A 23,553-nucleotide genomic window follows, 5' to 3' on the forward strand; every position below is an offset into this window, starting at 1 on the left:
CGACCCACGGGTCCTGTAGCCCGTCGTCTCAGCCGACGCGTTCCCAGCCGCGGCGCGGCGGGCGGGTGCCGAGGCGGGTGTCGCGGCTGCGGTAGACGATGTAGGGGCGGGTGAGATAGCCCAGCGGCGCGGTGAGCATGTGCACGAGCCGGGTGAAGGGCCAGGCCGCGAAGAGCAGCATCGCGCTGATCGCGTGCAGTTGGAACAGCACCGGCGCGCCCACCATCAGGTCCGGGTCGGGCTGGAAGGAGAAGATCGACCGGAACCAGGGGGAGATCGTCTCCCGGTAGTCGTATCCCCCGCCGACCAGGTTCGCGGCCACCGTGGCGGACAGGCCGAGCACGATGGTCACCGTCAGGGAGACGTACATGGCCTTGTCGTTGCGGGTGGTGGCAGAGAAGACCGGGCCGACGGTGCGGCGGCGGTAGATCAGGACGGCCAGTCCGCCGAGCGTGGCGACGCCCGCGATCGTGCCGAGGACGACGGCCGTGACGTGGTACGTGTGCTCGCTGATCCCGGCCGCCTCGGTCCAGCTCTTGGGGACGACCAGGCCGCCGATGTGGCCGAGGATCACGACGAGGATGCCGAAGTGGAACAGCGGGCTGCCGATGCGCAGCAGCCGCCGTTCGTAGAGCTGGGAGGAGCGGGTGGTCCAGCCGAACTTGTCGTAGCGGTAGCGCCAGATGTGCCCGAGGACGAAGACGGCCAGGGCGAGGTACGGCAGGACGACCCACAGCAGGATGCCGCCGGTGCCGGCCTCGGCCGCCAGGGTGGGGGGCTGCGCGGGCGCGGTCATCGGGGACCTCCTACGACGGGGTCGGGCAGGAACACGGGCGACGAGGAGGGCGGCGAGGACGGCGCCGCGTACGGGTCCAGGCCGACCTGCTCCTCGGGCGGGCCCTGCGCGGCGAGCCGCAGGACGGCCTCGCGGTCGTCGCCCGCGAGGCCGGGCAGGGTGGCCGAGACGGAGTCCAGGACGGGGGCCCAGGGCGAGCCGTCGTCGGTCAGGGCCAGGCGCAGCAGCTCCAGACCGGCCCGGTGCTCGGTGAGCAGCCGGGCCCCCGTGTCGGGGGCGCCGGCAGCGAACTCCAGGACGACGGCGAGATGGTCGGGCAGTTCGTCGTCGCCCAGGCGCCAGCCGGCTGCGGTGTACGTCTGTTTCAGCCGCAGCAGGGCGGTGCCGCGCTGCCGGGTGTCGCCGTGCGCGTAGTAGGTCAGGTAGGGGCAGCAGCGTTTGCGGTGGTCGAAGGTGGCGACGTACGCGGCGGCCAGGTCGGCGGTGGGGGTCCGCGCGGCGTGCGCGGTGAAGCGGAGCAGGGGGCGGGCCACGGGTTCCGGCAGCGTGGCGGCGACCCGGGCGGCCAGGTCCAGGTGCCCGGCGAACCGGTCGTCGGGGTAGGCGAGCAGCAGGGACTGGACCTGCCAGGCGTGGGGGTGCCAGGGGTGGAGGCGGAGGGTGGTGCGGGCGCTTTTCCACTTCATGACTTCGGCTCGCCCTCCCCTTCGCCCTCACCGGACGGCCGGCCCGGGAACAGGCCGGGCGGTGAGCCCTTGCCGTCCCAGTTGAGGAGGTTGACGCGGGTGGCCCTGCCGGTGGGGGTGGTGGGGGTGTCGGCGGTCTGCCGGTCGCGCAGGACGTGGAAGTTCTCGACGGCGACGGGGGCGGCGCCGCCCGAGGTCTCGCCGAAGGGTCCTGAGCCGCCCATGCCGGGGCCGCCCTCGTAGTCCAGGCTGCACTCGGTGGCGAGTTCCTCCAGGCGGTGGGCCTGTTCGGCGTGGGCGGGCGGGATGACGTACCGCTCGTCGTACTTGGCCAGGGCCAGCAGCCGGTACATGTCGTACATCTGCTCCTCGCCCATGCCGACCGCCTTGCAGATGGTGCCGTCGGGTTCGCGGCCGAGGTTGATGTCGCGCATGTAGGAGCGCATGGCGGCCAGGCGGCGCAGGACGGCGTCCACCGGGGCCGGATCGCCCGCGGTGAAGAGCTGCGCGAGGTAGTCGACGGGGATGCGCAGGGCGTCGACGGCGGCGAACAGGGTGCGGTGGTCCTCGGCGTCCCGGCCGGTGTCGCGGACGGCGTCGACCACCGGGGAGAGCGGCGGGATGTACCAGACCATGGGCAGGGTGCGGTACTCCGGGTGCAGCGGGAGGGCGACCTTGTAGGTGTTGATCAGGGCGTGGACCGGGGAGCGCTGCGCGGCCTCGATCCAGTCCCGGGGGATGTCCGCCCGCTCCGCCGCGGCGATCACCTCGGGGTCGTCCGGGTCGAGGAAGACCTGCCGCTGGGCCTCGTACAGGCCGGTGTCGTCCGGGGTGGTGGCGGCCTCCAGGACGCGGTCGGCGTCGTAGAGGACGAGGCCGATGTAGCGCAGCCGGCCGACGCAGGTCTCGGAGCAGACGGTGGGCAGGCCGACCTCGACGCGCGGGAAGCAGAAGGTGCACTTCTCGGCCTTGCCGGTGCGGTGGTTGAAGTAGACCTTCTTGTACGGGCATCCGGTCACGCACATCCGCCAGCCGCGGCAGCGGTCCTGGTCGACCAGGACGATGCCGTCCTCCTCGCGCTTGTAGATCGCGCCGGAGGGGCAGGAGGCCGCGCAGGACGGGTTGAGGCAGTGCTCGCAGATCCTCGGCAGATAGAACATGAAGGTCTGCTCGAACTCGAAGGTGATCCGCTCGGAGACCTCGTTGAGGACGACGTCCTTCTCGCGGGTCGCGGCCGAGCCGCCGAGGTCGTCGTCCCAGTTCGCCGACCAGGCGATCTTCATGTCCTTGCCGGTGATCAGGGACTTGGGGCGGGCGACCGGGGTGTGGTCCTGGAGCGGCGCGTTCGTCAGGGTCTCGTAGTCGTAGGTCCAGGGCTCGTAGTAGTCGTCGAGCGAGGGCAGCACCGGGTTGGAGAAGATCGTGACGAGCTTCTTGAACCGGCCGCCGGCCTTCAGCGCGAGGTTGCCGCGCTTGTTCAGCTCCCAGCCGCCCTTCCAGGTGTCCTGGTCCTCGTAGCGGCGGGGGTAGCCCTGTCCGGGCCGGGTCTCGACGTTGTTGAACCACACGTACTCGACGCCGGTGCGGTTGGTCCACGCCTGTTTGCAGGTGACCGAACAGGTGTGGCAGCCGATGCACTTGTCGAGGTTCATCACCATCGCCATCTGGGCCATGACGCGCATCTCAGTACTCCACCTCCTGGGAGGAACGGCGGCGGATCACGGTGACTTCGTCGCGCTGGTTGCCGGTCGGGCCCAGGTAGTTGAAGGCATAGGTCAACTGGGCGTAGCCGCCGATGAGATGGGTCGGTTTGATCAGCAGCCGGGTGAGCGAGTTGTGGATGCCGCCGCGGCGGCCGGTGGTCTCGGTGCGGGGCACGTCGATCAGCCGGTCCTGGGCGTGGTGCATGTAGACGGTGCCCTCGGGCATGCGGTGCGAGACGATCGCGCGGGCGGCGACGACGCCGTTGCGGTTGACCGCCTCGATCCAGTCGTTGTCCCGGACGCCGACCCGGTCCGCGTCCCGGGTGCTCATCCAGATGGTGGGGCCGCCCCGGGACAGCGAGAGCATGAACAGGTTGTCCTGGTACTCGGAGTGGATCGACCACTTGTTGTGCGGGGTGAGGTAGCGCACGGTCAGGCCGAGTTCGCCGGTGTCGCCGATCCGGGGTTCGCCGAACAGGGCGTGCATGTTCAACGGGGGCCGGTAGACGGGGAGTTGTTCGCCGAGGGCGGCCATCCAGTCGTGGTCGAGATAGAAGTGCTGGCGGCCGGTGAGGGTGTGCCAGGGCTTGAGGCGTTCGACGTTGACGGTGAACGGCGAGTAGCGGCGCCCGCCGGTCTCCGATCCGGACCACTCCGGGGAGGTGATGACCGGCACGGGTGCGGCCTGGGTGTCGGCGAACGTGATCCGCCTGCCCTCGTGTTCGGCGGCGAGGTCGGCCAGCGGGGTTCCGGTGCGGGCCTCCAGGGTGTGGAAACCCTGGGTGGCGAGATGGCCGTTGGTGGTGCCCGACAGGGCCAGGATCGCCTCGCAGGCGTGCACGTCACGGGCGATCGAGGGGCGTCCGTCGGCCGCGCCGCCGCGTACGACGCCGTTCTTGTGGCGCAGGTACTCCAGTTCGCGTTCCAGCGCGAAGGTGACGCCCTTGGTGGTGGCGCCCAGGGTGTCGAGCAGCGGGCCGAGCGCGCCCATCCTGTCGGCTACGGCGCCGAAGTCGCGCTCCACCGTGATCAGTTTGGGCATGGTGCGGCCGGGCACGGGCTCGCACTCCCCCGCCTTCCAGTCGCGCACCCGGCCATGGGGGTTGGCCAGTTCGTCGGGGGTGTCGTGCAGCAGCGGGGCGGCCACCAAGTCCGTGCGCACGCCCAGGTGTCCGGCGGCCTGGCGGCTGAACTCCCGGGCGATCGTGTGGAAGGCGTCCCAGTCGGTGCGGGTCTGCCAGGGCGGGGCGATGGCCGGGTTGAAGGCGTGCACGAAAGGGTGCATGTCCGTGCTGGACAGGTCGTGTTTCTCGTACCAGGTGGCGGCGGGCAGGACGACGTCGGAGAAGACGGTCGTGCTGGTCATCCGGAAGTCCAGGGTGAGCAGCAGGTCGAGCTTGCCCTCGGGGGCCTCGTCCCGCCACACCACGTCCCGGGGGCGGGCGTCCGGCGGTGCCTCGGCGGCGCGCACGGAGGAGTCGGTGCCGAGGAGGTGCTTGAGGAAGTACTCGTTGCCCTTGGCGGAGGACCCGAGCAGGTTGGCCCGCCACACCGTCAGCACACGCGGGAAGTTGGCCGGGTTGTCGGGGTCCTCGCCCGCGAACCCCAGCCGTCCGGCCCTGAGTTGGTCGACCACGTGCTCACCGGCCGGGCGTCCGGCCGCCGCGGCCTCGTCGGCCAGGTCGAGGGGGTTGCGGTCGAAGGTCGGGTAGGACGGCATCCAGCCCATCCGCGCCGACTGCGCGATCACGTCGGCCGTGGTCCGGCCGGCGAACGGGCCGCCGCCGGCCGCGGACAGGGTGTCGGCGGAGAACGGGTCGTAGCGGAACTGGTCGCTGTGCAGATACCAGTAGGCGGTCTGGATCATCAGCCGGGCCGGACGGTTCCAGTCGGCGGCGGTCGCGATCGCCGAGTAGCCGGTGATCGGGCGCACCTTCTCCTGGCCCACGTAGTGCGCCCAGCCGCCGCCGTTGACGCCCTGGCAGCCGGTGAGCGTGGTCAGGGTCAGGAACGCCCGGTAGATGGTGTCGGAGTGGAACCAGTGGTTGGTGCCCGCCCCCATGACGATCATCGAACGGCCGCCGGACTCCTCCGCGTTGGCCGCGAACTCCCGGGCGATCCGGGCGGCCCTGGCGGCCTCCACGCCGGTGACGGCGGCCTGCCAGGCGGGGGTGTACGGCTCGTCGGCGTCGTCGTAGCCGGTGGGCCAGCGGCCGGGCAGACCCGGGCGGGCCACGCCGTACTGGGCGAGCAGCAGGTCGTAGACGGTGGTGACCAGCCGTCCGGCGACCCGGCGTACGGGGACGCCGCGGCGCAGCCGGCCCGCGCTGCCGTCGGGGGCGTCGAAGCGGGGCAGTTCGACGGCGACCGGGGGTTCGTCGCCGCCCTCGGCGCTCAGCAGGGGCCGGATGTCGCCGAGGTCGAGGTTCCAGCGGCCGGCGCCGGTGTCGCCGTAACGGTCGCCGAGGGTGCCGTTGGGGACCACCGGCCGCCCGTCGGCCGCGTCGAGCAGCACGGTGCGGAACTCGGCGTGCTCGGCCCGCGCGGCCTCGCCGCCCAGGTCGGCGGCGGTCAGGAACTTTCCCGGCCGGTAGGTGCCGGCGCCCGGCTCGCCCCCGATCTCCGTCTCGTCGAGGGTGACCAGGAAGGGCAGGTCCGTGTACGTCCTGACGTAGTCGGTGAAGTACGGGGTGGCCCGGTCGACGAAGAACTCCTTGAGGATCACATGCCCCATGGCCATCGCCAGCGCCCCGTCGGTGCCGGGCCGGGCGGCGAGCCATTCGTCGGCGAACTTCACGTTGTCCGCGTAGTCCGGGGAGACCGCCACCACCTTCTGCCCCCGGTAGCGGGCCTCCGCCATCCAGTGGGCGTCCGGGGTGCGGGTCACCGGCAGATTGGAGCCCCACATGATCAGATAGCCGGCGTCCCACCAGTCCCCCGACTCGGGCACGTCGGTCTGGTCGCCGAAGACCTGCGGCGAGGCGACCGGCAGATCGGCGTACCAGTCGTAGAACGACAGCATCACGCCGCCGAGCAGCGAGTAGAAGCGGGCGCCGGCGGCGTGCGACACCATCGACATCGCCGGGATCGGCGAGAAGCCGGCGAGCCGGTCGGGGCCGTACTCCTTGATCGTGTGGACGTGCGCGGCGGCGACCATCTCCACCGCCTCGTCCCAACTCGCCCGCACCAGACCGCCCTTGCCGCGCGCCTGTTTGTAGCGGCGGGCCCGTTCGGGGTCGGAGACGACGTCCGCCCAGGCGGCCACCGGATCGCCCAGGCGGGCCTTCGCCTCGCGGTACATCGACAGCAGCACGCCGCGCACGTACGGGTAGCGCACCCGGGTGGGCGAGTAGGTGTACCAGGAGAAGGCGGCGCCGCGCGGGCAGCCGCGGGGTTCGTACTCGGGGCGGTCGGGGCCGACGGAGGGGTAGTCGGTCTGCTGGGCCTCCCAGGTGATGATGCCGTCCTTGACGTACACCTTCCAGGAGCAGGAGCCGGTGCAGTTCACGCCGTGCGTGGAGCGGACCACCTTGTCGTGCGACCAGCGGTCCCGGTAGAAGGCGTCCGCCTGACGGCCGCCCTTCTTGTGCAGGGTCCGCAGATCGTCGGAGACCTCGGCCCGGGTGAAGAAGCGGCGGCTGCGCACCAGCGCCTCGGTCAGCCCGTCGTCCATGCCCGCTGCCTGCGCCTGGCTGGTATCCATGCCCACCGTGCCACTCCGCCCCGGGCGCGCGGGCCCGTACGAGTCGTGATCAAGTCCGGCCGCGAACGACTCTACGACCGCCGTCCCCCGTGAGGTCAACCGTCGTACACGGCCCAGCAGAACACGGTGTGCGCGAGCCCGCCCGGCCGGACGGGCCGGCCGGGTGGGTCTCCGCTCCGCCGTGACCGGCGGTGGAGGTACGGCGTCAGGGAGCCGTCCGGGACAGGGGGCTGCCCGCCGTGGCGCGGACCTTCTCGACCGCCTCCCAGTCCTCGGTGGCGAGGACGGCGAGCGCGGCCGGGAAGACGCCGTCCTGCTCCTTGAGGATGTGGTCGCGCAGCAGCGCCATGGCCGCGATCAGCCGGTGCGGCCAGTCCGGGTCCGCCGGGGTGACACCGTCCGCGGCCTCGGCGAGCACCGACTCGACGTGCCGGTGCTCGGCCTCCAGGACGGCGATCTGCTCGGGGAACTCCTCGGCCATCACCGGGAACAGGCCGTGCTCCTCGACCTGGGTGTGCGGGCCGAGCACGTCCGCGATCCGCCGGGCGACCCCGGCCATCCCGGCCACGTCACCGGCGCGGTGGGCGGGGCCGAGATGGCTGATCAGGCGGACGACCTCGTCGTGCTCGCGGGTCAGCTCGTCGATGGACGCCAGGGACTGGCAGCCGCAGTACTCGCACATCGGGGTTCCCCTCCTTCGGCGGGTGTTCGGGGGTGGTCAGACGGTGGTGTGCGCGGTGCCGGTGCGCTGTCCCCGGCCGGGTCCCGACGCCCGGTCCTCGCCCTCGACGGCGGCGCGGACCCGGGTGAGGGTGAAGACCAGCGCGGCGGCGGCCACGACCGCGAGCAGGGCGAGACCGACCGCGTACGACTCGTACGCGCCGTAGAGGGAGCCCATCACCAGCGGCGGGAGGAAGCCCCCGAGGCCGCCCGCGGCGCCGACCACACCGGTCACCGAGCCGACCTTGCTCGCCGGGGTCAGCAGCGCCACCAGGGCGAAGGTCGCCCCGCTGCCCGCGCCCAGCGCGGCGGCCATGGCCAGGAAGGCGAGGGTGCCGGCCGGGGCGAGCGCCGGGGTGAAGGACTGCACCACCGCACCGGCCACCACCACGGCGAGCGAGCCGGACAGCACCCGGACCGGGCCCAGCCGGTCCGACAGCCAGCCGCCCATCGGGCGCATCGCCACCGCCAGGAGCACGAAACCGGCCATGCGGTTCGCGGCGTCGGCCTGGCTGAGCCCGTAGCCGGTCTTGAGGTAGGTGGGCAGGTAGACGGAGAAGGCGACATAGCCGCCGAACGCGACCGCGTACAGCGCGGACGCCTGCCAGGTGATGCCGAGGCGGGCGGTGGCGGCCAGCCGCCGGGCCAGCGGCTCGGTCGGGACGGTCCGGCCGGGCGCGTCCCGCAGCAGCAGGGCGGCGGTCACGGCGTAGACGGCGAGCAGGACGGCGGTGAGCACGAACGGGGTGGCCATGCTGCCCGCGTCGACCAGCTTCACGGTGGTCAGGGCGCTGATCGCGGTGCCGCCCATGCCGGCGCCGAAGACACCGATCGCCATGCCGCGCCGCTCCGGCGGGAACCAGGCGTTCACGAAGGGCACGCCGACGGCGAAGGCCGTGCCGCCGACCCCGAGGAAGAACCCGCCGGCCAGCAGGGCGGCGAGCGAGGAGTGCCCGGCCAGACCGAGGTAGAGCACCGGGGCGATGGTGACCGCCGTGACGATCGGGAACATGATCCGGCCGCCGAACCGGTCGGTCAGCGCCCCGACCGGGATCCGGCCCAGGGAGCCCACCACGACCGGCACCGCGACCAGCAGCGACTGCTCGAACGACGACAGGTCGAGGCTGTCCTTGAAGCGCGGGCCGAGGGGGCTCAGCAGCGCCCAGGCCCAGAAGTTGACGGCGAAACCGATCGTGGCCAGGGCCAGCATCAGCCAGGCCCGGCCGGGCACCGGGGCGCCCGACGGTGAGCTGCCGCTCTTCGACTTCGACGGCTGGACCATGGTGTCCGTCCTTTTCCTCGGCTGCCTCGGCTGCCTCTGCACGGTGGTACGACGCCCGACGGCGTCGTGTACTCACTGTCCGCATCCGGAAGCACGCCGGGCATGGGCCATCAGTCCCTGCCGGGGGACGGACAGGCCCCCGCCGACGACCCCGTACGCCCCTCCCCCACCATCGTCTCCCCGGGGCGCCCGGGCCGCTCCGCGCACGCCACCGGGGTAGGGCCGGTCGGCCCTACCCCGGGCCGCGCCCACCAGCGACGATGGGACGATGTTCCCGACAGACGGCTTTCGCGCACTCGACCGGCAGGAGTGCCTGCGCATGCTGGCCAAGGTGCCGGTCGGCCGCGTGGTGTACACCCGGCAGGCCCTGCCGGCGGTGCTGCCCATCAACTTCTCGCTGGACACGGACGCCTCCGTGCTGCTGTGCACCTCGCCGGGCTCGGACCTCGTACACGCCATCGACGGTGTCGTGGTCGCCTTCGAGGCGGACGAGTTCAACGCGGCGACCCGGTCCGGGTGGAGTGTCGTCGTCACCGGGCGGGCGGGCGTGGTCACGGACCCGGCCGAGCACGAACGGCTGACGCAGACCGGGCCCACCTCCTGGATGCCGCTGCGGGACGTCGTCTTCGTGCGGATCGAGTCCGAGATGGTCACGGGGCGCGAACTCAACGGCGGGCTGAGCACGCCCTGAGGCGTGCCGATGACCTACGGCTGACCTACGGCGTATCGTCCGCCGCCGCGCGCGGGGTGCGGGCGCCGTCCGGGCCGTAGCCGAAGCGGATCAGCAACTGGGGGTGGCAGCGCCGCCGCGATCCGGCCATCGCCTGCCGCAGGTCCGGCCACTCCATGGCCTGGTGCAGCATCGAGGTCCGTACGCCGTGCGCGGTCGCCGTGAGCAGCACCCGCTCCAGCGCCTGTCCCGCGCGCAGCCAGTCCTCGCGGCGGTCGTGGCCGGTCCACAGCAGGGCGAGCTGGACATGGCGCTCGAAGCGCAGGGTGGGGAGCTGGGGTGCGGGCGGCGCGCCGGTGAAGTCGCGCACCGGGACCCGTCCTGAGGCGTCCCGCGGGCCCAGGGCCGACAGGGGTACGCCGTAGGGGGCGGCCGCGCCGGGGGCGGTGAGCCAGGTGCGTACCTCGGCGGTACGGGCCGGGTGGACGGCGTTGCGGGACTCGGCGGCCGCGGTCAGACGCAGCAGACGGCGGGTCGTCACGATGTCGGGGACGTCGAGGTGGGCGCCCTCGGCGCGGGCCGCGCCGGTCATCTCCAGCACGACCGGGTCCGGCACGGGACGGCCCGTGAACGGCATCCGGCTGGTGCGGCGGCGTTCGATCGCCCCGTACAGCTCGCGCGGATCGCGCAGGGCCGAGGGTCCGGTGACGGGCCCGGTGAGCTGCACGGTGGCCAGCAGGTCGGGATCGTCCTCGGCGGGCCGCAGCCGGACGAGGGGCTCCCAGCCGAGGTGCTCGGCGGCGACCCTCAGGTTGAAGACGGCGGCCCCCACCGACAGGTACTGGGCGCGGGCCTGCGGATCGGTCATCGGCAGCGGCCGCCTGCGGTCGACGCGGACCAGGATCGACCTGCTGTCCGGGTCCAGGCCGAACCGCCAGGGCTGCGTGTTGTGGATCGACGGCGCGGCCACCGCGGCGGCCAGCAGGGTCTGAACCGCCGGGGCGTCGACTTCACGGCTCTGCATGACGGCTCCTTCACCGATGTCCCCTCCGTTCCGTCAACTCTGCGCCGCGCGCGCCGTCCGGAGGAGGGTTGACCGGCCCCGGCGGGGGGCCATACGGCCTCAGTTCGAGGGGAGGGAGGTCCTGGGGCCGGTCTCCCGGCCGCGCGGGCGCCGGGCGCCCCCTGGACGGGCACGTCACGTCACCGGCAGGGCCGTTGCCAGCAGGACGATGCCGAGGGAGCCCATGAGGGAGAGGACGGCCAGGGCGCGGGCCAGGTCGGGGCGGTTCCTGGCGTGGGCGACGCCGTGGGCGGCCGCGGCGAGCATGACCAGCACGAACAGGGCGAGTTTGGCGGCGAGGGTGCGGCCGTAGCCGGGTTCGGCCAGGGACGCCCAGGTGACGCCCCGGTGCCGGGCCATGGCCCAGCCCGTGGCGAGCTGCACGGGCAGGAACACCGCACCGGTCAGCATCCCGAACCGGCGGCCGGCCGCCGCGGTGAAGGCGTCCTTGGCCTCCGGGGCGAGCAGCCGCCGGGCCAGCGGCAGGACGACCAGGGTGAGCGCCAGTTGGCCGCCCACCCACAGCGCCGCCCCCGCCACGTGCGCGAAGCGCACCACGGACCACCAGCCGACGGTGTCCATCAGTCCGTCACCTCCACCGTGCCGTGCGCTCCCGCCTCGGCGTGCCGCATGTCGTGGTCGACGAAGGCGTAGTGGCCGGCCTCGGGGAACGTCGTCTCGACGAACCCGCCCTGCGCCGCGGCCAGGTCCAGCACCTGCGCGCCTCCCGGCTGATCGGGCCGGAGCAGATAGGCGCCCTCCTTGTACACGGTGTCGAAGACGGTGCCGACGATGTGGAAGGCGATCCCGTCGGAGGGCCCGGCGGCGACGACCCAGAAGCGGGCCCGTTCACCGGCCCTCACCTTCAGGGGCCGCTGGGCGTACTGGCCGGCGACGCCGTTGAACACCCAGGCGTCGGGGGTGTTCCGGCGCATCTTGGCCACCTGGGCCGTGGAGCCGGGCGTGCCGAGATAGAGCTGCGAGGACACCAGGACGTAGGTGTGGTCGGCCTTCGCCAGGCCGGGCGGGTCGATGACGACGGCGCCGTACATGCCGTTGCCGAGGTGCTGGAGCATCGGTGCGGTGGAGCAGTGGTAGAGCCAGGCCCCGGCGCGCTCGGCGCGGAACCGGTAGACCAGGCGCTCGCCCGGCTGGAGGGTGCGCATGGGACGGTCGGGGGCGAGGGAGCCGGCGTGGAAGTCGATGCCGTGGCCCATCGCGGTGTCGTCGTTGACGAGGGTGACCTCGAAGACGTCGCCGACGCGGCCGTGCAGGGTGGGGCCCGGTGCGGTGCCGCCGAAGGTCCACATCCGCTGCCGTACCCCCGGGGCGACCTCGACCGTGCGCTGTACGGCGCGCAGTCGGACCTTGTGGAGCGTTCCGCCGGGGACGGGGGCCAGGTCGGCGGCGCGGGCCCGGAAGCCGGTGGAGAAGTCGGCGGAGAGGTCCGGACCGCCGTGATCGTCCGTGGCGGTCGTGGTGTGGCCCGTGTGTCCGCCGCCGTCGGTGGTGCCGTCCTTCACGACGACGTCCATGGTCATCCCGGCGGCCCGGTGGCCCGGCAGGGTGCACCACGCCTCCCGGTCGGCGGTGACCGGGCCGAGGTCGAGCACGCGGGTGTCGTTCCTGCCGAGCATCGGGGTGGCGGGGCCGTCCTCGATCTTGAGGTCGTGGCGCTGGGTGTCGGTGTTGGTGACCTTCAGGCGGAGCGTGGTGCCCGCGGCGACCTCGATCCGGGCGGGCCGGATGCGCATGCCGGCGAGGGTGACGGCGACCGTGCGGGTGGTTCCGGCGCCGGGGCCCGCCGTTCCCGCGGCGTTCGTCGTGCCGCCGCCGGTGCCGCCGCTGTTGGCCACGAGCACGGCCAGCACGATGACGACGGCGCCCGCGACCGTGCCCCAGAGGGCGGGACGCCGTGCCGCCGGGGCGGCCTCTTCACCCGCGTCCCGGAGGAGGCCCCGTCCGCTGCGGAGCAGGACGCGCACGACCAGCGCGAGGAAGGCGGCCGCACCCGCCCCGGCCGACACCGCGCCGACGGTGCCGGCCGGGGCGGGCAGCGGGAGGGCGAGCAGGGCGACGCCGAGGTTGAGGAGGACGAGGCGGGGCAGCCAGGCCCGTTCGAGCACGGCGCGCAGGGCGGCCCGCTCCTTGGGGCCGGTGGCGAGCACGACGGGCAGCAGATAGGTGAGCGCCCCGATCAGCACCTGCGCGACCAGCCCGACGAGCAGGACGGGAAGCAGGGCCCCGGTGTCCCGCAGTGCGTCGAGCGGCCGTACGGCGAGGAGGACCAGGTCCGCGACCACGCCGGCCAGCATCCAGCCCAGGGCGGCGGCCAGGGTCCAGGCGGCGGCCGCCGAGATCGGGGGCCGTCGGCGCACCGTCCGGGCGAGGAGGTGGGCGGCGAGGGCGACACCGGCCGCGTATCCGGCGACACCGGCCACGGCGCCGGGGCGCCATCCGGCGGCGAGCCCGGCCACGGCGAGCAGCAGGCCGCCCCCGGTCAGGAGCAGCACCCGGCGCGCCAGGACGGTGGTGTGCTCGGCCATGCGGACGCCGAGCACGGTGGGCCAGAGCATGAACAGGGTGCCCAGTACGGGCAGTCCGATCCAGCCGAGGAGGGTGGCGTGCACATGGGCCAGCTTCAGTCCGGCGTAGTGCTGCGGGCCGCCCCTGCCGGTGGCGAGCAGCCAGCCCAGCACCGCGCCGACGATCAGCGCCGCCGCGGCGGCCCGGTAGTAGTCGGCGATCGGGGCGAGCCGTCCGCCCAGCGCGCCCCGGCCCAGCCGGACGAGGACGACGAGGTGCGCGGTGATCGCGGCGATCAGCAGCGCGCACCCGGCACCGAGCAGGAGCGGCCGGTCGGCCCACATCCCGGTGAGGACGCCCACGGCACCGAGATTGACGGCGGCCAGCCGGGTGGTGCTCCAGCGCCGGTCGGGCAGCCGGGCGTGGAGCATGGCGACGGCGAAGTGCTCGCTCCACACCACGACGGCGGTGGTGGCGGCGCCGACCAGGAACAGATGGACGGCCAGCCAGCGGCCCGCGGGCAGGGTCTGCTGCACGCTCGCCGCGAGCAGCGCGAGCACCACCCAGGCCGCGACCAGACCATGGGCGGCCAGATGACGGCGGCGCGGGCCGGACGCCTTGAACCTGCTGGGCGGACGGACGCCCACATTCATTGACGGTCCGTCAGCTTCCTTGCTGTGCACGGTTCTCCTCCAGCAGCGCGGCCAGTTCCCGGCGGCGGGGGAAGGAGCCGGGGACGTATCCGCACCACGGCTCCTCGGCGTACGGGTCGCCGGTGACGCCGTACGCGCGGGAGCGGGAGCCGCCGCAGACCCGGCGGAACTCGCACGCGCCGCACCGGCCGCCCAGCCGGTCGGCGTCCCGCAGCCCCTCGAACAGCTCCGAGGTGCGGTAGATCTCGGTGAGCGGTGTCTCGCGGACGCTTCCGGCGCCGAGCGGCAGGAAGCCGCTCGGATGCACGGTGCCGGTGTGCGAGACGAAGACGAAGCCGCGGCCCGCGTTGACGTCCAGCGGCGGCCGCCGCACCCTGCGTACCTTCCGGGCCTCGGAGTTCAGGCCCAACTCGGCCGCACGCTCGGACAGTTCGCGGTACAGCGGGCCGAGTGCGAGGACCGTCGCATGGTCGTCGCCGGTGGCGGCGAGGACATGGCGTTGCAGGGCGACGCGGCGGAAGTGGTGGGCCTCGGTGGTCTTGGCGGGCACGGTCAGGCCCACGTCGTGCACGAAGTTGAGGATGTCCTCCACCTCGCCCGGGGTGAGGGCGCCGAGTTGTCGGCCGCGGCCGGTGGGCACCAGGAAGAAGGCGCTCCACAGCATCGCCCCGTGGTCGGCGACCAGGCGCACGATGTCGGGGAGGTCGTGCAGGTTGTGCCGGGTCACCGTGGTGTTGATCTGCACCTTCATGCCGAGGGCGCGGGCCGCGTCCCAGGCGTCCAGGGTCCAGCGGAACACCCCCGGCACGCCGCGGAAGGTGTCGTGGATCGCGGCGGTGGATCCGTCCAGGCTCAGGGAGAGTCCGACGGCGCCCGCCGTGTGCAGGTCCCGCAGGCGCCGCGCGGTGAGGGTCGGGGTGCCGGACGGGGAGACCGCGACCCGCACGCCGATCTCCTTGCCGTACGCGACGAGTTCGGTCAGGTCGGGGCGCAGGAAGGGGTCGCCGCCGGTGATCACGAACAGCGGGGCGGGGTGCCCGAAGGCGGCCACCTGGCGCAGCAGGTCGCGGGCGGCGGCGGTGTCCAACTCGCGCGGGTCGCGGTCGGGGACGGCCTCGGCGCGGCAGTGCAGACACGCCAGCGGGCAGGCGCGGGTGGACTCCCAGATGACGATGAACGGCCGTTCGCCGGCGTCGTGCCGCTGGCGGCGGACGGCGTGGGCGGCGGCGTGACCGTGGGCGTCAGGTGGGGCTGCCGCGTGGCCGTGTGCGGCGGGTGGGCCTGCGGTGTGACCGTGTGCGGCGGGTGGACCCTCGGCCCGGGCGGGCGGGCTCATCGTGCCGCCCTGCCCCAGGCCCTGACGCTGTGTCCGGCCGCCCTGGAGTCAGGGCAGACGAGGCGGGCGGCCGGACGGTGGCCGGGCCGGACCGTGCGCGGCACCCACCATGAACGGCAGCGGTGGAATCGGCCTCGACGGCGGTCGACATGGTCGTGCACGGGACACCTCCGGATCGGTCGCCGTCAGCTTCCACCGGCGGCGGTGCCCGGCGCGGCGGCCGATGGTCACCTCCGGCAGGGCCGATGGTCCCTTTTCGGTCAGGGACGGTTCGGGGCCAGGGGCGGTTCGAGGGGTCAGGGGCGGTTCGGGGAGGGGGCGGTGAGGGCGTCCGCGGTGGCCACCAGGGCGACGCCGAGGCCGGTCAGCGCGGCGCCGAGGCCGGTGACCAGGGTCGTGAGGTGCCATGCCTGGTAGGCGGACATCAGCGAACCGCGCAGGGACTGGGCCATGAACGCGGTCTGGCGAAGCTTGGCGAGTTTCTCGTCGTCGCCGCCGGAGGCGTGCAGTTCCTCGGTGATCTCGGCGTAGGTGCGGCCGCCGGTGGCGAGGGCGAGGTTGCCCTTGATGAACTCGGCGTAGGCGTGCGCCTCGGGGCCGGTCTCCACGCGGCGCCCGGCGTGGTCGGCGAGATCGGCGGGCAGCCCCCGGGCGGGGAAGGTGATCTTCTGGGCGGCGAGTTCGGCGCGGATCTCGTCGCGGCCGCTGCGGCCGCGCAGCACCATCACCGGTCCGGCTATGCCCAGGGCCGTGCCGACCGCCCCGAGCAGGGTGGCGGCGCGGCGGTGCGATGCGTCCATGACGTGTGCCTTTCTGTGCTCATGCGTCGGCGAGGTGGAGGGCTCAGCATGCATCGCGGGCCAGGGGCGGTCCCCGGCCGACCGGGTCCCTCCACCGGGACCATTGGTCCCTGCCGCGGCCGGCCGGATGGGGCCGGAAGGTCGTGCGGCAGGGACCGCCGGCCCCGGGTGCGGCGGGGGCCGCGCCCCTAGCGTTCCGGCCATGGAGAACGATCAGAACGCCCGCAGGGCCGAGCCGCGCACCGGCAAGGACTGGCCGCTGGCCGCCCGCCGGCTGCTGACGTGGGGCGAGGTGTCGGCCGACGGACGCGCCGTGTTCGGCACGGGCGACCCGAAGTGGGAGGGCTTCTACCGGGACCGGTGGGCGCACGACAAGGTGGTGCGTTCCACGCACGGGGTGAACTGCACCGGCTCCTGCTCGTGGATGGTGTACGTCAAGGACGGCATCATCACCTGGGAGCACCAGGCGACGGACTATCCGTCGATCGGCGCGGACTGCCCCGAGTACGAGCCGCGCGGCTGCCCGCGCGGTGCGTCGTTCTCCTGGTACACGTACTCGCCGAGCCGGGTCCGCTACCCGTATGTGCGGGGCGCGTTGCTGAAGCTGTGGCGCGAGGCCCGCAAGCGGCTGGGCGATCCGGTGGCGGCCTGGGCGGAGATCACCTCCGACCCGGCGAAGGCGCGCGCGTACAAGCGGGCCCGCGGCAAGGGCGGGCTGGTGCGGGCCGACTGGGACGAGGTCGCCGAGCTGATCGCGGCGGCGCAGGTGCACACCGTGAAGGAGTACGGCCCGGACCGGGTCGCGGGCTTCTCGCCGATCCCGGCGATGTCGATGGCGTCGTTCGCGGCCGGTGCCCGGTTCCATTCGCTGATCGGCGGGACCCTGCTGTCGTTCTACGACTGGTACGCCGATCTGCCGGTCGCCTCGCCGCAGGTGTTCGGCGACCAGACCGACGTCCCGGAGGCGGCGGACTGGTGGAACGCGGGCTATCTGATCATGTGGGGCTCCAACATCCCCGTCACCCGCACGCCGGACGCGCACTTCCTGACCGAGACCCGGTACAACGGCACCAAGGTCGTGGCGGTCAGCCCCGACTACGCGGACAACGTCAAGCACGCCGACGAGTGGGTGTCACCGCATCCGGGCACGGACGGGGCGCTGGCGATGGCCATGGGGCATGTGATCCTCAAGGAGTTCCTGGTCGACCGTGAAGTCCCCTACTTCCAGGACTACTTGCGCACGTTCACCGACGCGCCGTTCCTGGTGGCCCTGCGGGAGCACGCCGGGGGCGCGCTGGTGCCGGGCGGGTTCCTGACCGCCGCCGATCTCGGACGGGACACCGAGCACGCCGAGTCCAAGACGGTGCTGCTCGACTCGGCCACCGGTGAGCCGGTGGTCCCCGGCGGCTCGCTCGGCTTCCGGTGGGGGGAGGCCGAGCCGGGCCGCTGGAACCTCGATCTGGACGGCGTCACACCGGAGTTGAGCCTGCTCGGGCGGGCCGAGGACATGGTGACCGTGGCGCTGCCCCGCTTCGACGAGGGCGGCACGGAGGGCGGCTCGGTGATGGTCCGGGGCGTTCCGGTCCGCGAGGTCGGCGGGCGCCTGGTCACCACGGTGTTCGATCTGATGCTGGCCCAGTACGGGGTGAAGCGGCCCGGTCTGCCGGGCAGTTGGCCGGAGTCGTACGAGGACGCCTCCGAGCCGTACACCCCGGCCTGGCAGGAGACCGTCACCTCGGTGCCGGCCGGGCAGGCGGCCCGGATCGCCCGGGAGTTCGCCCGCAACGCCGAGCGCACCAAGGGCCGTTCGATGATCGCGCTGGGCGCGGGCACCAACCACTGGTTCCACTCGGACACCATCTACCGGGCGTTCCTGGCGCTGGTGACGATGACCGGCTGCCAGGGCGTGAACGGCGGCGGCTGGGCGCACTACGTGGGGCAGGAGAAGGTCCGCCCGGTGACCGGGCAGCAGCATCTGTCGTTCGCGTTCGACTGGCAGCGGCCCACCCGGCACATGGCGGGCACCTCCTACTGGTATCTCAACTCCGACCAGTGGCGCTACGAGGCGTTCGGGCCGGACGAGTTGGCCTCGCCGCTCGGTGCGGGCCGGTTCGCGGGCAAGGGGTTCGCCGACTGTCTGGCGCAGGCCGTACGGCTCGGCTGGACGCCCGGCCATCCCGGCTTCGACCGCAACCCGCTCGATCTGACGGACGAGGCGGCGCGCGCGGGCCGGCCGGTCGCCGACCACATCGTGGACGAACTGACGTCGGGACGGCTGCGGTTCGCCGTCGAGGACCCCGACAACCCGGCCAACTTCCCGCGGGTGCTGACCGTGTGGCGGGCGAACCTGCTGGGCTCGTCGGGCAAGGGCAACGAGTACTTCCTGCGCCATCTGCTGGGCACCGACGCGGCCGTGCGCTCCGAGGAGACCCCGCCCGGACTGCGGCCCCAGGACGTGGTGTGGCGGGACGAGGCGCCCGAGGGCAAGCTCGACCTGCTGGTCTGCATGGACTTCCGGATGACGTCGACCGGTCTGCTCGCCGACGTCGTGCTGCCCGCGGCCACCTGGTACGAGAAGGACGACCTGTCCAGCACGGACATGCACCCCTTCGTGCACGCCTTCACCCCGGCCATCGCACCGCCCTGGCAGGCCCGCACCGACTACGACACCTTCCTCACGATCGCCGACCGGTTCAGCGAGCTGGCCGCCGACCGCCTGGGCACCCGGACCGACGTCCTCGCGGTGCCGCTGCTGCACGACACCCCCGACGAACTCGCCCAGCCGGGCGGTGTGGTGCGGGACTGGAAGGCCGGCGAGTGCGCGCCGGTGCCGGGGCGGACCATGCCGAAGCTGGTCGTGGTCGAGCGGGACTACGCGGTGATCGGGCAGAAGATGCGGGCCGTCGGTCCGCTCCTCGACACCCTGGGCACCACCACCAAGGGCATCACCGTCCACCCGGACCGGGAGATCGAGGAGTTGCGGCACCGCAACGGCACCGTCCGGGACGGGATCGCCGCCGGACGGCCGTCGCTGGCCACCGCCTCCGACATGTGCGAGGCGATCCTCGCCCTCTCCGGCACCACCAACGGCCGGCTCGCCACCGAGGGCTTCCGCGAGATGGAGCGCCGCACCGGCAGCGAGGGGCTGGTCGAACTGGCCGCCGAACGGGAGGCCGAGCGGATCACCTTCGCCGACACCCGCACCCAGCCCCGCTCGGTGATCACGTCCTACGAGTGGTCGGGCAGCGAGACCGGCGGCCGCCGCTACTCGCCGTTCGTCATCAACACCGAGCACCTCAAGCCCTGGCACACCCTCACCGGCCGCCAGCACTTCTTCGTCCAGCACGACTGGATGGCCGAACTCGGCGAACAACTCCCCGTCTACCGGCCGCCGTTGAACACACCCCGGCACTACGGCGACGAGCGTCTGCACGAGGGGGACCGGGCGGAGGTCACCGTCCGCTATCTGACCCCGCACTCCAAGTGGTCCATCCACTCCAACTACCAGGACAACAAGTACATGCTCGACCTGTCCCGGGGCGGCCCCACGGTCTGGATGTCCACCGCCGACGCCGAGAAGATCGGCGTCAGGGACAACGAGTGGATCGAGGCGTACAACCGCAACGGCGTCGTCGCCGCCCGGGCCGTGGTCACCCACCGGATGCCGGAGGGCACCGTGTACATGTACCACGCCCAGGACCGCACCGTGAACGTGCCGAAGACCGAGGTCGGCGGGAAGCGCGGGGGGATCCACAACTCCCTGACCCGGCTGCTGCTCAAGCCCACCCATCTCGCGGGCGGCTACGCGCAGTTCACCTACGCCTTCAACTACTACGGCCCCACCGGCAACCAGCGCGACGAGGTCACCGTCATCCGCCGCCGCGCGCAGAACGTCGAGTACTGAGGAGTACCGGGATGCGTGTCATGGCCCAGGTGGCGATGGTGATGAACCTCGACAAGTGCATCGGCTGCCACACCTGTTCGGTCACCTGCAAACAGACGTGGACCAACCGCACCGGCGTCGAGTACGCCTGGTTCAACAACGTCGAGACCAAGCCCGGCGTCGGCTACCCCCGCCGCTACGAGGACCAGGAGCAGTGGAAGGGCGGCTGGATGCTCGACCGGCGCGGACGGCTCGTCCTGCGCTCCGGCGGGCGGATCAGGCGCCTGCTGTCCCTGTTCTCCAACCCCGACCTGCCGTCGATCGAGGACTACTACGAGCCGGTCACCTACGACTACGACCATCTCGTCAGCGCCCCCGCCCAGGAGGACATGCCCGTCGCCCGGCCCCGTTCCGTCCTCACCGGCCGGCCCACCGCCATCACCTGGGGCGCCAACTGGGAGGACGGCCTGGGCGGCGCGCCCGAGCACGCCGGCGGCGACCCCAACCTCAGCGGGGAATGGGCGCGGAAGGTGAAGTTCGAGTTCGAGCAGACCTTCCTCTTCCATCTGCCCCGGCTGTGCGAGCACTGCCTCAACCCGGCCTGTGTGTCGGCCTGTCCGTCCGGCGCGATGTACAAGCGGGTCGAGGACGGCATCGTCCTGGTCGACCAGGACCGCTGCCGCGGCTGGCGGATGTGCGTGACGGCGTGCCCGTACAAGAAGGTGTACGTCAACCACGCCACCGGCAAGGCCGAGAAGTGCACCTTCTGCTTCCCGCGCATCGAGGCCGGGCAGCCCACCGTCTGCTCCGAGACCTGCGTCGGCCGGCTGCGCTACCTCGGCCTGCTCCTCTACGACGCCGACCGGGTCGGCGAGGCCGCCGCCACCCCGGACGAGAAGGACCTCCTGGACGCCCAGCGCGGTGTCTTCCTCGACCCGCACGACCCCGAAGTGCGCGCCGCCGCACGGGAGTCCGGCATTCCCGAGGACTGGCTGGACGCCGCCCGCCGGTCCCCCGTGTACGACCTGGTGGCCCGCTACCGGGTGGCGCTGCCGCTGCACCCGGAGTACCGCACGCTGCCCATGGTCTGGTACGTGCCGCCGCTCTCCCCCGTCCTCGACGCCGTCGACGCGGCGGGCGGCGACCAGGACGACCCCGACCATGTCTTCGCGGCCGTCACCCGGCTGCGGATTCCGCTGGAGTATCTGGCGGAGCTGTTCACCGCCGGGGACGCCGACGTGGTCGGCGGGGTGCTGATGAAGCTCACCGCCCTGCGCTCGTACATGCGGGAGCGCACCCTCGGCGAGAGCGGCGACGAGGCCGTGCTGAAGGCCGTCGGTCTCACCCCGCGTGAGGCGGAGGACCTGCACCGGCTGCTCGCCGTCGCCAAGTACCGGGACCGGTACGTCGTCCCCGCCGCCCACAAGGAGGACGCCGCCGCGCTGACCGCGCTGGAGAACCGCTGCCCGGTCGAGACGTCCGGTGACACCGGACCCCGCAAGATCATGCTCGGCATCCCCACCCTGCGCCGCGACACCACCGCCGGAGGCCGCAAGTGAGCCCGCTCCCCGCCACCATCCCCGCCCTGGTCCGCACCCGCGTCCGCGCGGCCGTGCGCCGCCCGGCCCGGCTCACCCCCGAGGAGACGGCGAGCCGCGCGCTCACCCTGCGGCTCGTGTCCCTGCTCCTCCAGTACCCCGACGCCGAACTGGTCTCCGCGAGGGACGAGTTGAGCACCGTGGTGGCCGCGCTGCCGGACACGCCCGCGGCCGGGCATCTGGCCCGGTTCACCGACTGGTTCGCCGCCCAGGACGCCGAGGCGCTGGAGCGGCACTACGTCGAGACGTTCGACCTGCGCCGCAGGAGCGGCCTCCACCTCACCTACTACCTGCACGGCGACACCCGCCGCCGGGGCATGGCCCTGCTCACCCTCAACCAGCGCTACCGGGCCGCCGGTTGGGTCATCGACGGCGGGGAGCTGCCCGACCATCTCCCGGTCGTCCTGGAGTTCGCCGCCCTGGCGGGCCCGGGCTCCGGTGAGGCACCGCTGCGTCAGCACCGGCGCGGACTGGAGCTGATCCACGCGGCGCTGACCGACGCCGGCTCCCCGTACCGGCACGTCCTGGCCGCGCTGATCGGCCTGCTGCCGCCGGCCACCGAGGCGGACCGCGAGGCGGTGGCCCGGTTGGTCGCGGAGGGGCCGCCGGAGGAGGCGGTGGGACTCGACCCCTACGGGGCGTACGGGGCCTACGGGGACGGGGAGTTCGCCCCGCCGGGCACGTTCGTGCCGCCCACCCCGGCCCGCCCCACGGAAGGTCCCCGATGAACACCACGTCCGAACTGCTCCTGTGGGTCGCCGTCCCCTACGTCTGCCTGGCCGTGTTCGCCGTCGGACACGTCTGGCGCTACCGGCAGGACCAGTTCGGCTGGACCTCCCGCACCAGCCAGCTCCTCGAACACCGCTGGCTGCGCTGGGGCAGCCCGCTGTTCCACCTGGGCGCCTTCATGGTGATCGCCGGACATGTCGTCGGACTCGCCGTGCCGGACACCTGGACCGAGGCCGTCGGCATCACCGAGCACACCTACCACACCACCGCCGTGTGGGCCGGGTCGGTCGCGGGCCTCGCCATGGTCGCGGGCCTGGGCATGCTGTGCGCCCGCCGGCTGCTGACCCGCCGGATCAGGCTCGGCACCGACCGCAGCGACAAGCTCCTCTTCCCGCTGCTCACCGCCACCGTCCTGCTGGGCATCACCGCGACCGCCGCCCACAACGTCTTCGGCCCCGGCTACGACTACCGGGAGACCGTGTCCGTCTGGTTCCGCGGCCTGTTCGTGCTGCGGCCCCGGCCCGAGGCCATCGCCGACGCCCCGTTCCTCTTCCAGGCGCACGCCCTGACCGCCTGTCTGCTCTTCGCCGCCTGGCCGTTCACCCGGCTGGTCCATGTGTGGAGCGCGCCCGTCGGCTACCTGGCCCGGCCCTACCTCGTCTACCGGCGGCGCACCGCACCGGCCGCCGCCACCGCCCCGACGGCCGCCCCGACGGCCGGGGGCCGCACCGGGCGGGCCGCATGAGTCACGGACCCGCGCTCGCCCCGGACGGCACCACGGACGCCCGGCGCCCGCGCGCGGTGGGCGCGAGCCGCCGCACGGGCTGGGCGATGGTCCTCACCGGGGCCGTCGGCTGGCTCGCCTCCTTCCAGCTCACCGTGGACGACTGGCGGCTGCTGCGCGATCCCGGCTACCGGCCCGCCTGCAACCTGAGCCCCGTCGTGAGCTGCGGCAGCGTGATGTCCAGCCCGCAGGGCAGCGTGTTCGGCTTCCCCAACATGCTGCTCGGGCTGGGCGCCTTCGCCGCCGTGACCGCGCTGGGCGTCACCGTGCTCTGCGGGGCGCGGCTGCCCCGCCGGCTGTGGCTGGCGCTGGACGCCGGGGCACTGGCCGGCGTGGTCTTCGCGCACTGGCTGATCGGGCAGTCGCTGTACGAGCTGAACAAGCTCTGCCCGTACTGCGCCGTCGTCTGGATCGTCACCATCGGCCTGTTCTGGTACGTGACCCTGCACTGCCTGGAACAGGGGATCGTCCCCGCGCCCCGGGGTCTCCTGGACGTCCTGCGCGACACCCACTGGATGCTGCTCGTCACCTGGTACGCGCTGATCGCCCTGCTCGTCCTCACCCGCTTCTGGCCGTACTGGAGCAGCCTGCTCTGACCCGTCACCGCACTCCCGAGAGAAG

17 protein-coding genes are annotated in these 23,553 nt (G+C 73.0%); 6 read left to right on the plus strand and 11 right to left on the minus strand.

Annotated features, from left to right (window positions below):
* Positions 1-28 precede the first annotated feature (28 nt).
* The 6 genes from narI (G6W55_RS07620) to G6W55_RS07645 all read right to left on the minus strand — a co-directional run bounded on the left by narI (G6W55_RS07620) (position 29) and on the right by G6W55_RS07645 (position 8,890).
* A complete protein-coding gene (narI, locus tag G6W55_RS07620) occupies positions 29-796 on the minus strand; it encodes a respiratory nitrate reductase subunit gamma (protein WP_175520026.1) in 768 nt (255 codons plus the stop codon).
* Positions 793-1,482, minus strand: a complete 690-nt coding sequence (narJ, locus tag G6W55_RS07625) for a nitrate reductase molybdenum cofactor assembly chaperone (protein ID WP_175520027.1) — start codon at positions 1,480-1,482, stop codon at positions 793-795. Before narJ (G6W55_RS07625) ends, narI (G6W55_RS07620) begins: the two co-directional genes overlap by 4 nt.
* Positions 1,479-3,164: a nitrate reductase subunit beta gene (gene narH / locus G6W55_RS07630; protein ID WP_175520028.1), complete on the minus strand. Its 1,686-nt coding sequence runs from the start codon at positions 3,162-3,164 to the stop codon at positions 1,479-1,481. Before narH (G6W55_RS07630) ends, narJ (G6W55_RS07625) begins: the two co-directional genes overlap by 4 nt.
* Before the next feature lies 1 nt (position 3,165).
* Entirely contained in the window at positions 3,166-6,888 is a 3,723-nt protein-coding gene (locus G6W55_RS07635) for a nitrate reductase subunit alpha (RefSeq protein ID WP_254876149.1), read from the minus strand.
* A gap of 205 nt (positions 6,889-7,093) precedes the next feature.
* A complete protein-coding gene (locus tag G6W55_RS07640; RefSeq protein ID WP_175520029.1) occupies positions 7,094-7,570 on the minus strand; it encodes a hemerythrin domain-containing protein in 477 nt (158 codons plus the stop codon).
* A gap of 36 nt (positions 7,571-7,606) precedes the next feature.
* On the minus strand, positions 7,607-8,890 hold the full coding sequence (locus G6W55_RS07645) for an MFS transporter (protein ID WP_175520030.1): 1,284 nt from the start codon (positions 8,888-8,890) through the stop codon (positions 7,607-7,609).
* Between the two features lie 268 nt (positions 8,891-9,158).
* On the opposite strand from G6W55_RS07645, the gene G6W55_RS07650 reads away from it, so the two are divergent.
* On the plus strand, positions 9,159-9,581 hold the full coding sequence (locus tag G6W55_RS07650; protein WP_175520031.1) for a pyridoxamine 5'-phosphate oxidase family protein: 423 nt from the start codon (positions 9,159-9,161) through the stop codon (positions 9,579-9,581).
* A 25-nt stretch (positions 9,582-9,606) separates the two neighbouring features.
* Here the strand turns inward: G6W55_RS07650 and G6W55_RS07655 are convergent, their stop codons facing one another.
* The 5 genes from G6W55_RS07655 to G6W55_RS07675 form a co-directional block, all read right to left on the minus strand.
* A complete protein-coding gene (locus G6W55_RS07655) occupies positions 9,607-10,584 on the minus strand; it encodes an Acg family FMN-binding oxidoreductase (RefSeq protein ID WP_175520032.1) in 978 nt (325 codons plus the stop codon).
* Between the two features lie 174 nt (positions 10,585-10,758).
* Complete coding sequence (locus tag G6W55_RS07660) at positions 10,759-11,205, minus strand: hypothetical protein (protein WP_175520033.1); 447 nt, start codon at positions 11,203-11,205, stop codon at positions 10,759-10,761.
* Positions 11,205-13,796 (minus strand): multicopper oxidase domain-containing protein, encoded by a 2,592-nt coding sequence (locus G6W55_RS39380; RefSeq protein WP_217686644.1) that lies wholly within the window; start codon positions 13,794-13,796, stop codon positions 11,205-11,207. The genes G6W55_RS07660 and G6W55_RS39380 overlap by 1 nt, the downstream gene beginning before the upstream one ends.
* Positions 13,797-13,812: 16 nt before the next feature.
* A complete protein-coding gene (locus G6W55_RS07670; protein WP_175520035.1) occupies positions 13,813-15,138 on the minus strand; it encodes a TIGR04053 family radical SAM/SPASM domain-containing protein in 1,326 nt (441 codons plus the stop codon).
* A gap of 296 nt (positions 15,139-15,434) precedes the next feature.
* Positions 15,435-15,938 carry a hypothetical protein gene (locus tag G6W55_RS07675; protein ID WP_175520036.1) on the minus strand — a complete coding sequence of 168 codons (504 nt, stop codon included), beginning with the start codon at positions 15,936-15,938 and terminating at the stop codon, positions 15,435-15,437.
* Positions 15,939-16,140: 202 nt separating this feature from the next.
* Between G6W55_RS07675 and G6W55_RS07680 the strand changes: the two genes are divergently transcribed.
* The 5 genes from G6W55_RS07680 to G6W55_RS07700 are packed head-to-tail and all read left to right on the plus strand — an operon-like array spanning position 16,141 to position 23,528.
* Positions 16,141-19,842: a nitrate reductase subunit alpha gene (locus G6W55_RS07680; protein ID WP_175520037.1), complete on the plus strand. Its 3,702-nt coding sequence runs from the start codon at positions 16,141-16,143 to the stop codon at positions 19,840-19,842.
* 11 nt (positions 19,843-19,853) lie between these two features.
* A complete protein-coding gene (gene narH / locus G6W55_RS07685; RefSeq protein ID WP_175520038.1) occupies positions 19,854-21,380 on the plus strand; it encodes a nitrate reductase subunit beta in 1,527 nt (508 codons plus the stop codon).
* Positions 21,377-22,147 carry a nitrate reductase molybdenum cofactor assembly chaperone gene (gene narJ / locus G6W55_RS07690; protein WP_175520039.1) on the plus strand — a complete coding sequence of 257 codons (771 nt, stop codon included), beginning with the start codon at positions 21,377-21,379 and terminating at the stop codon, positions 22,145-22,147. Before narH (G6W55_RS07685) ends, narJ (G6W55_RS07690) begins: the two co-directional genes overlap by 4 nt.
* A complete protein-coding gene (gene narI / locus G6W55_RS07695; protein WP_175520040.1) occupies positions 22,144-22,893 on the plus strand; it encodes a respiratory nitrate reductase subunit gamma in 750 nt (249 codons plus the stop codon). Before narJ (G6W55_RS07690) ends, narI (G6W55_RS07695) begins: the two co-directional genes overlap by 4 nt.
* Complete coding sequence (locus G6W55_RS07700) at positions 22,890-23,528, plus strand: vitamin K epoxide reductase family protein (RefSeq protein WP_254876150.1); 639 nt, start codon at positions 22,890-22,892, stop codon at positions 23,526-23,528. Before narI (G6W55_RS07695) ends, G6W55_RS07700 begins: the two co-directional genes overlap by 4 nt.
* The last annotated feature ends 25 nt before the right edge of the window (positions 23,529-23,553 follow it).

It is taken from the genome of Streptomyces sp. CAI-85 (assembly GCF_013363615.1).
GTDB lineage: Bacteria > Actinomycetota > Actinomycetes > Streptomycetales > Streptomycetaceae > Streptomyces > Streptomyces antibioticus_B.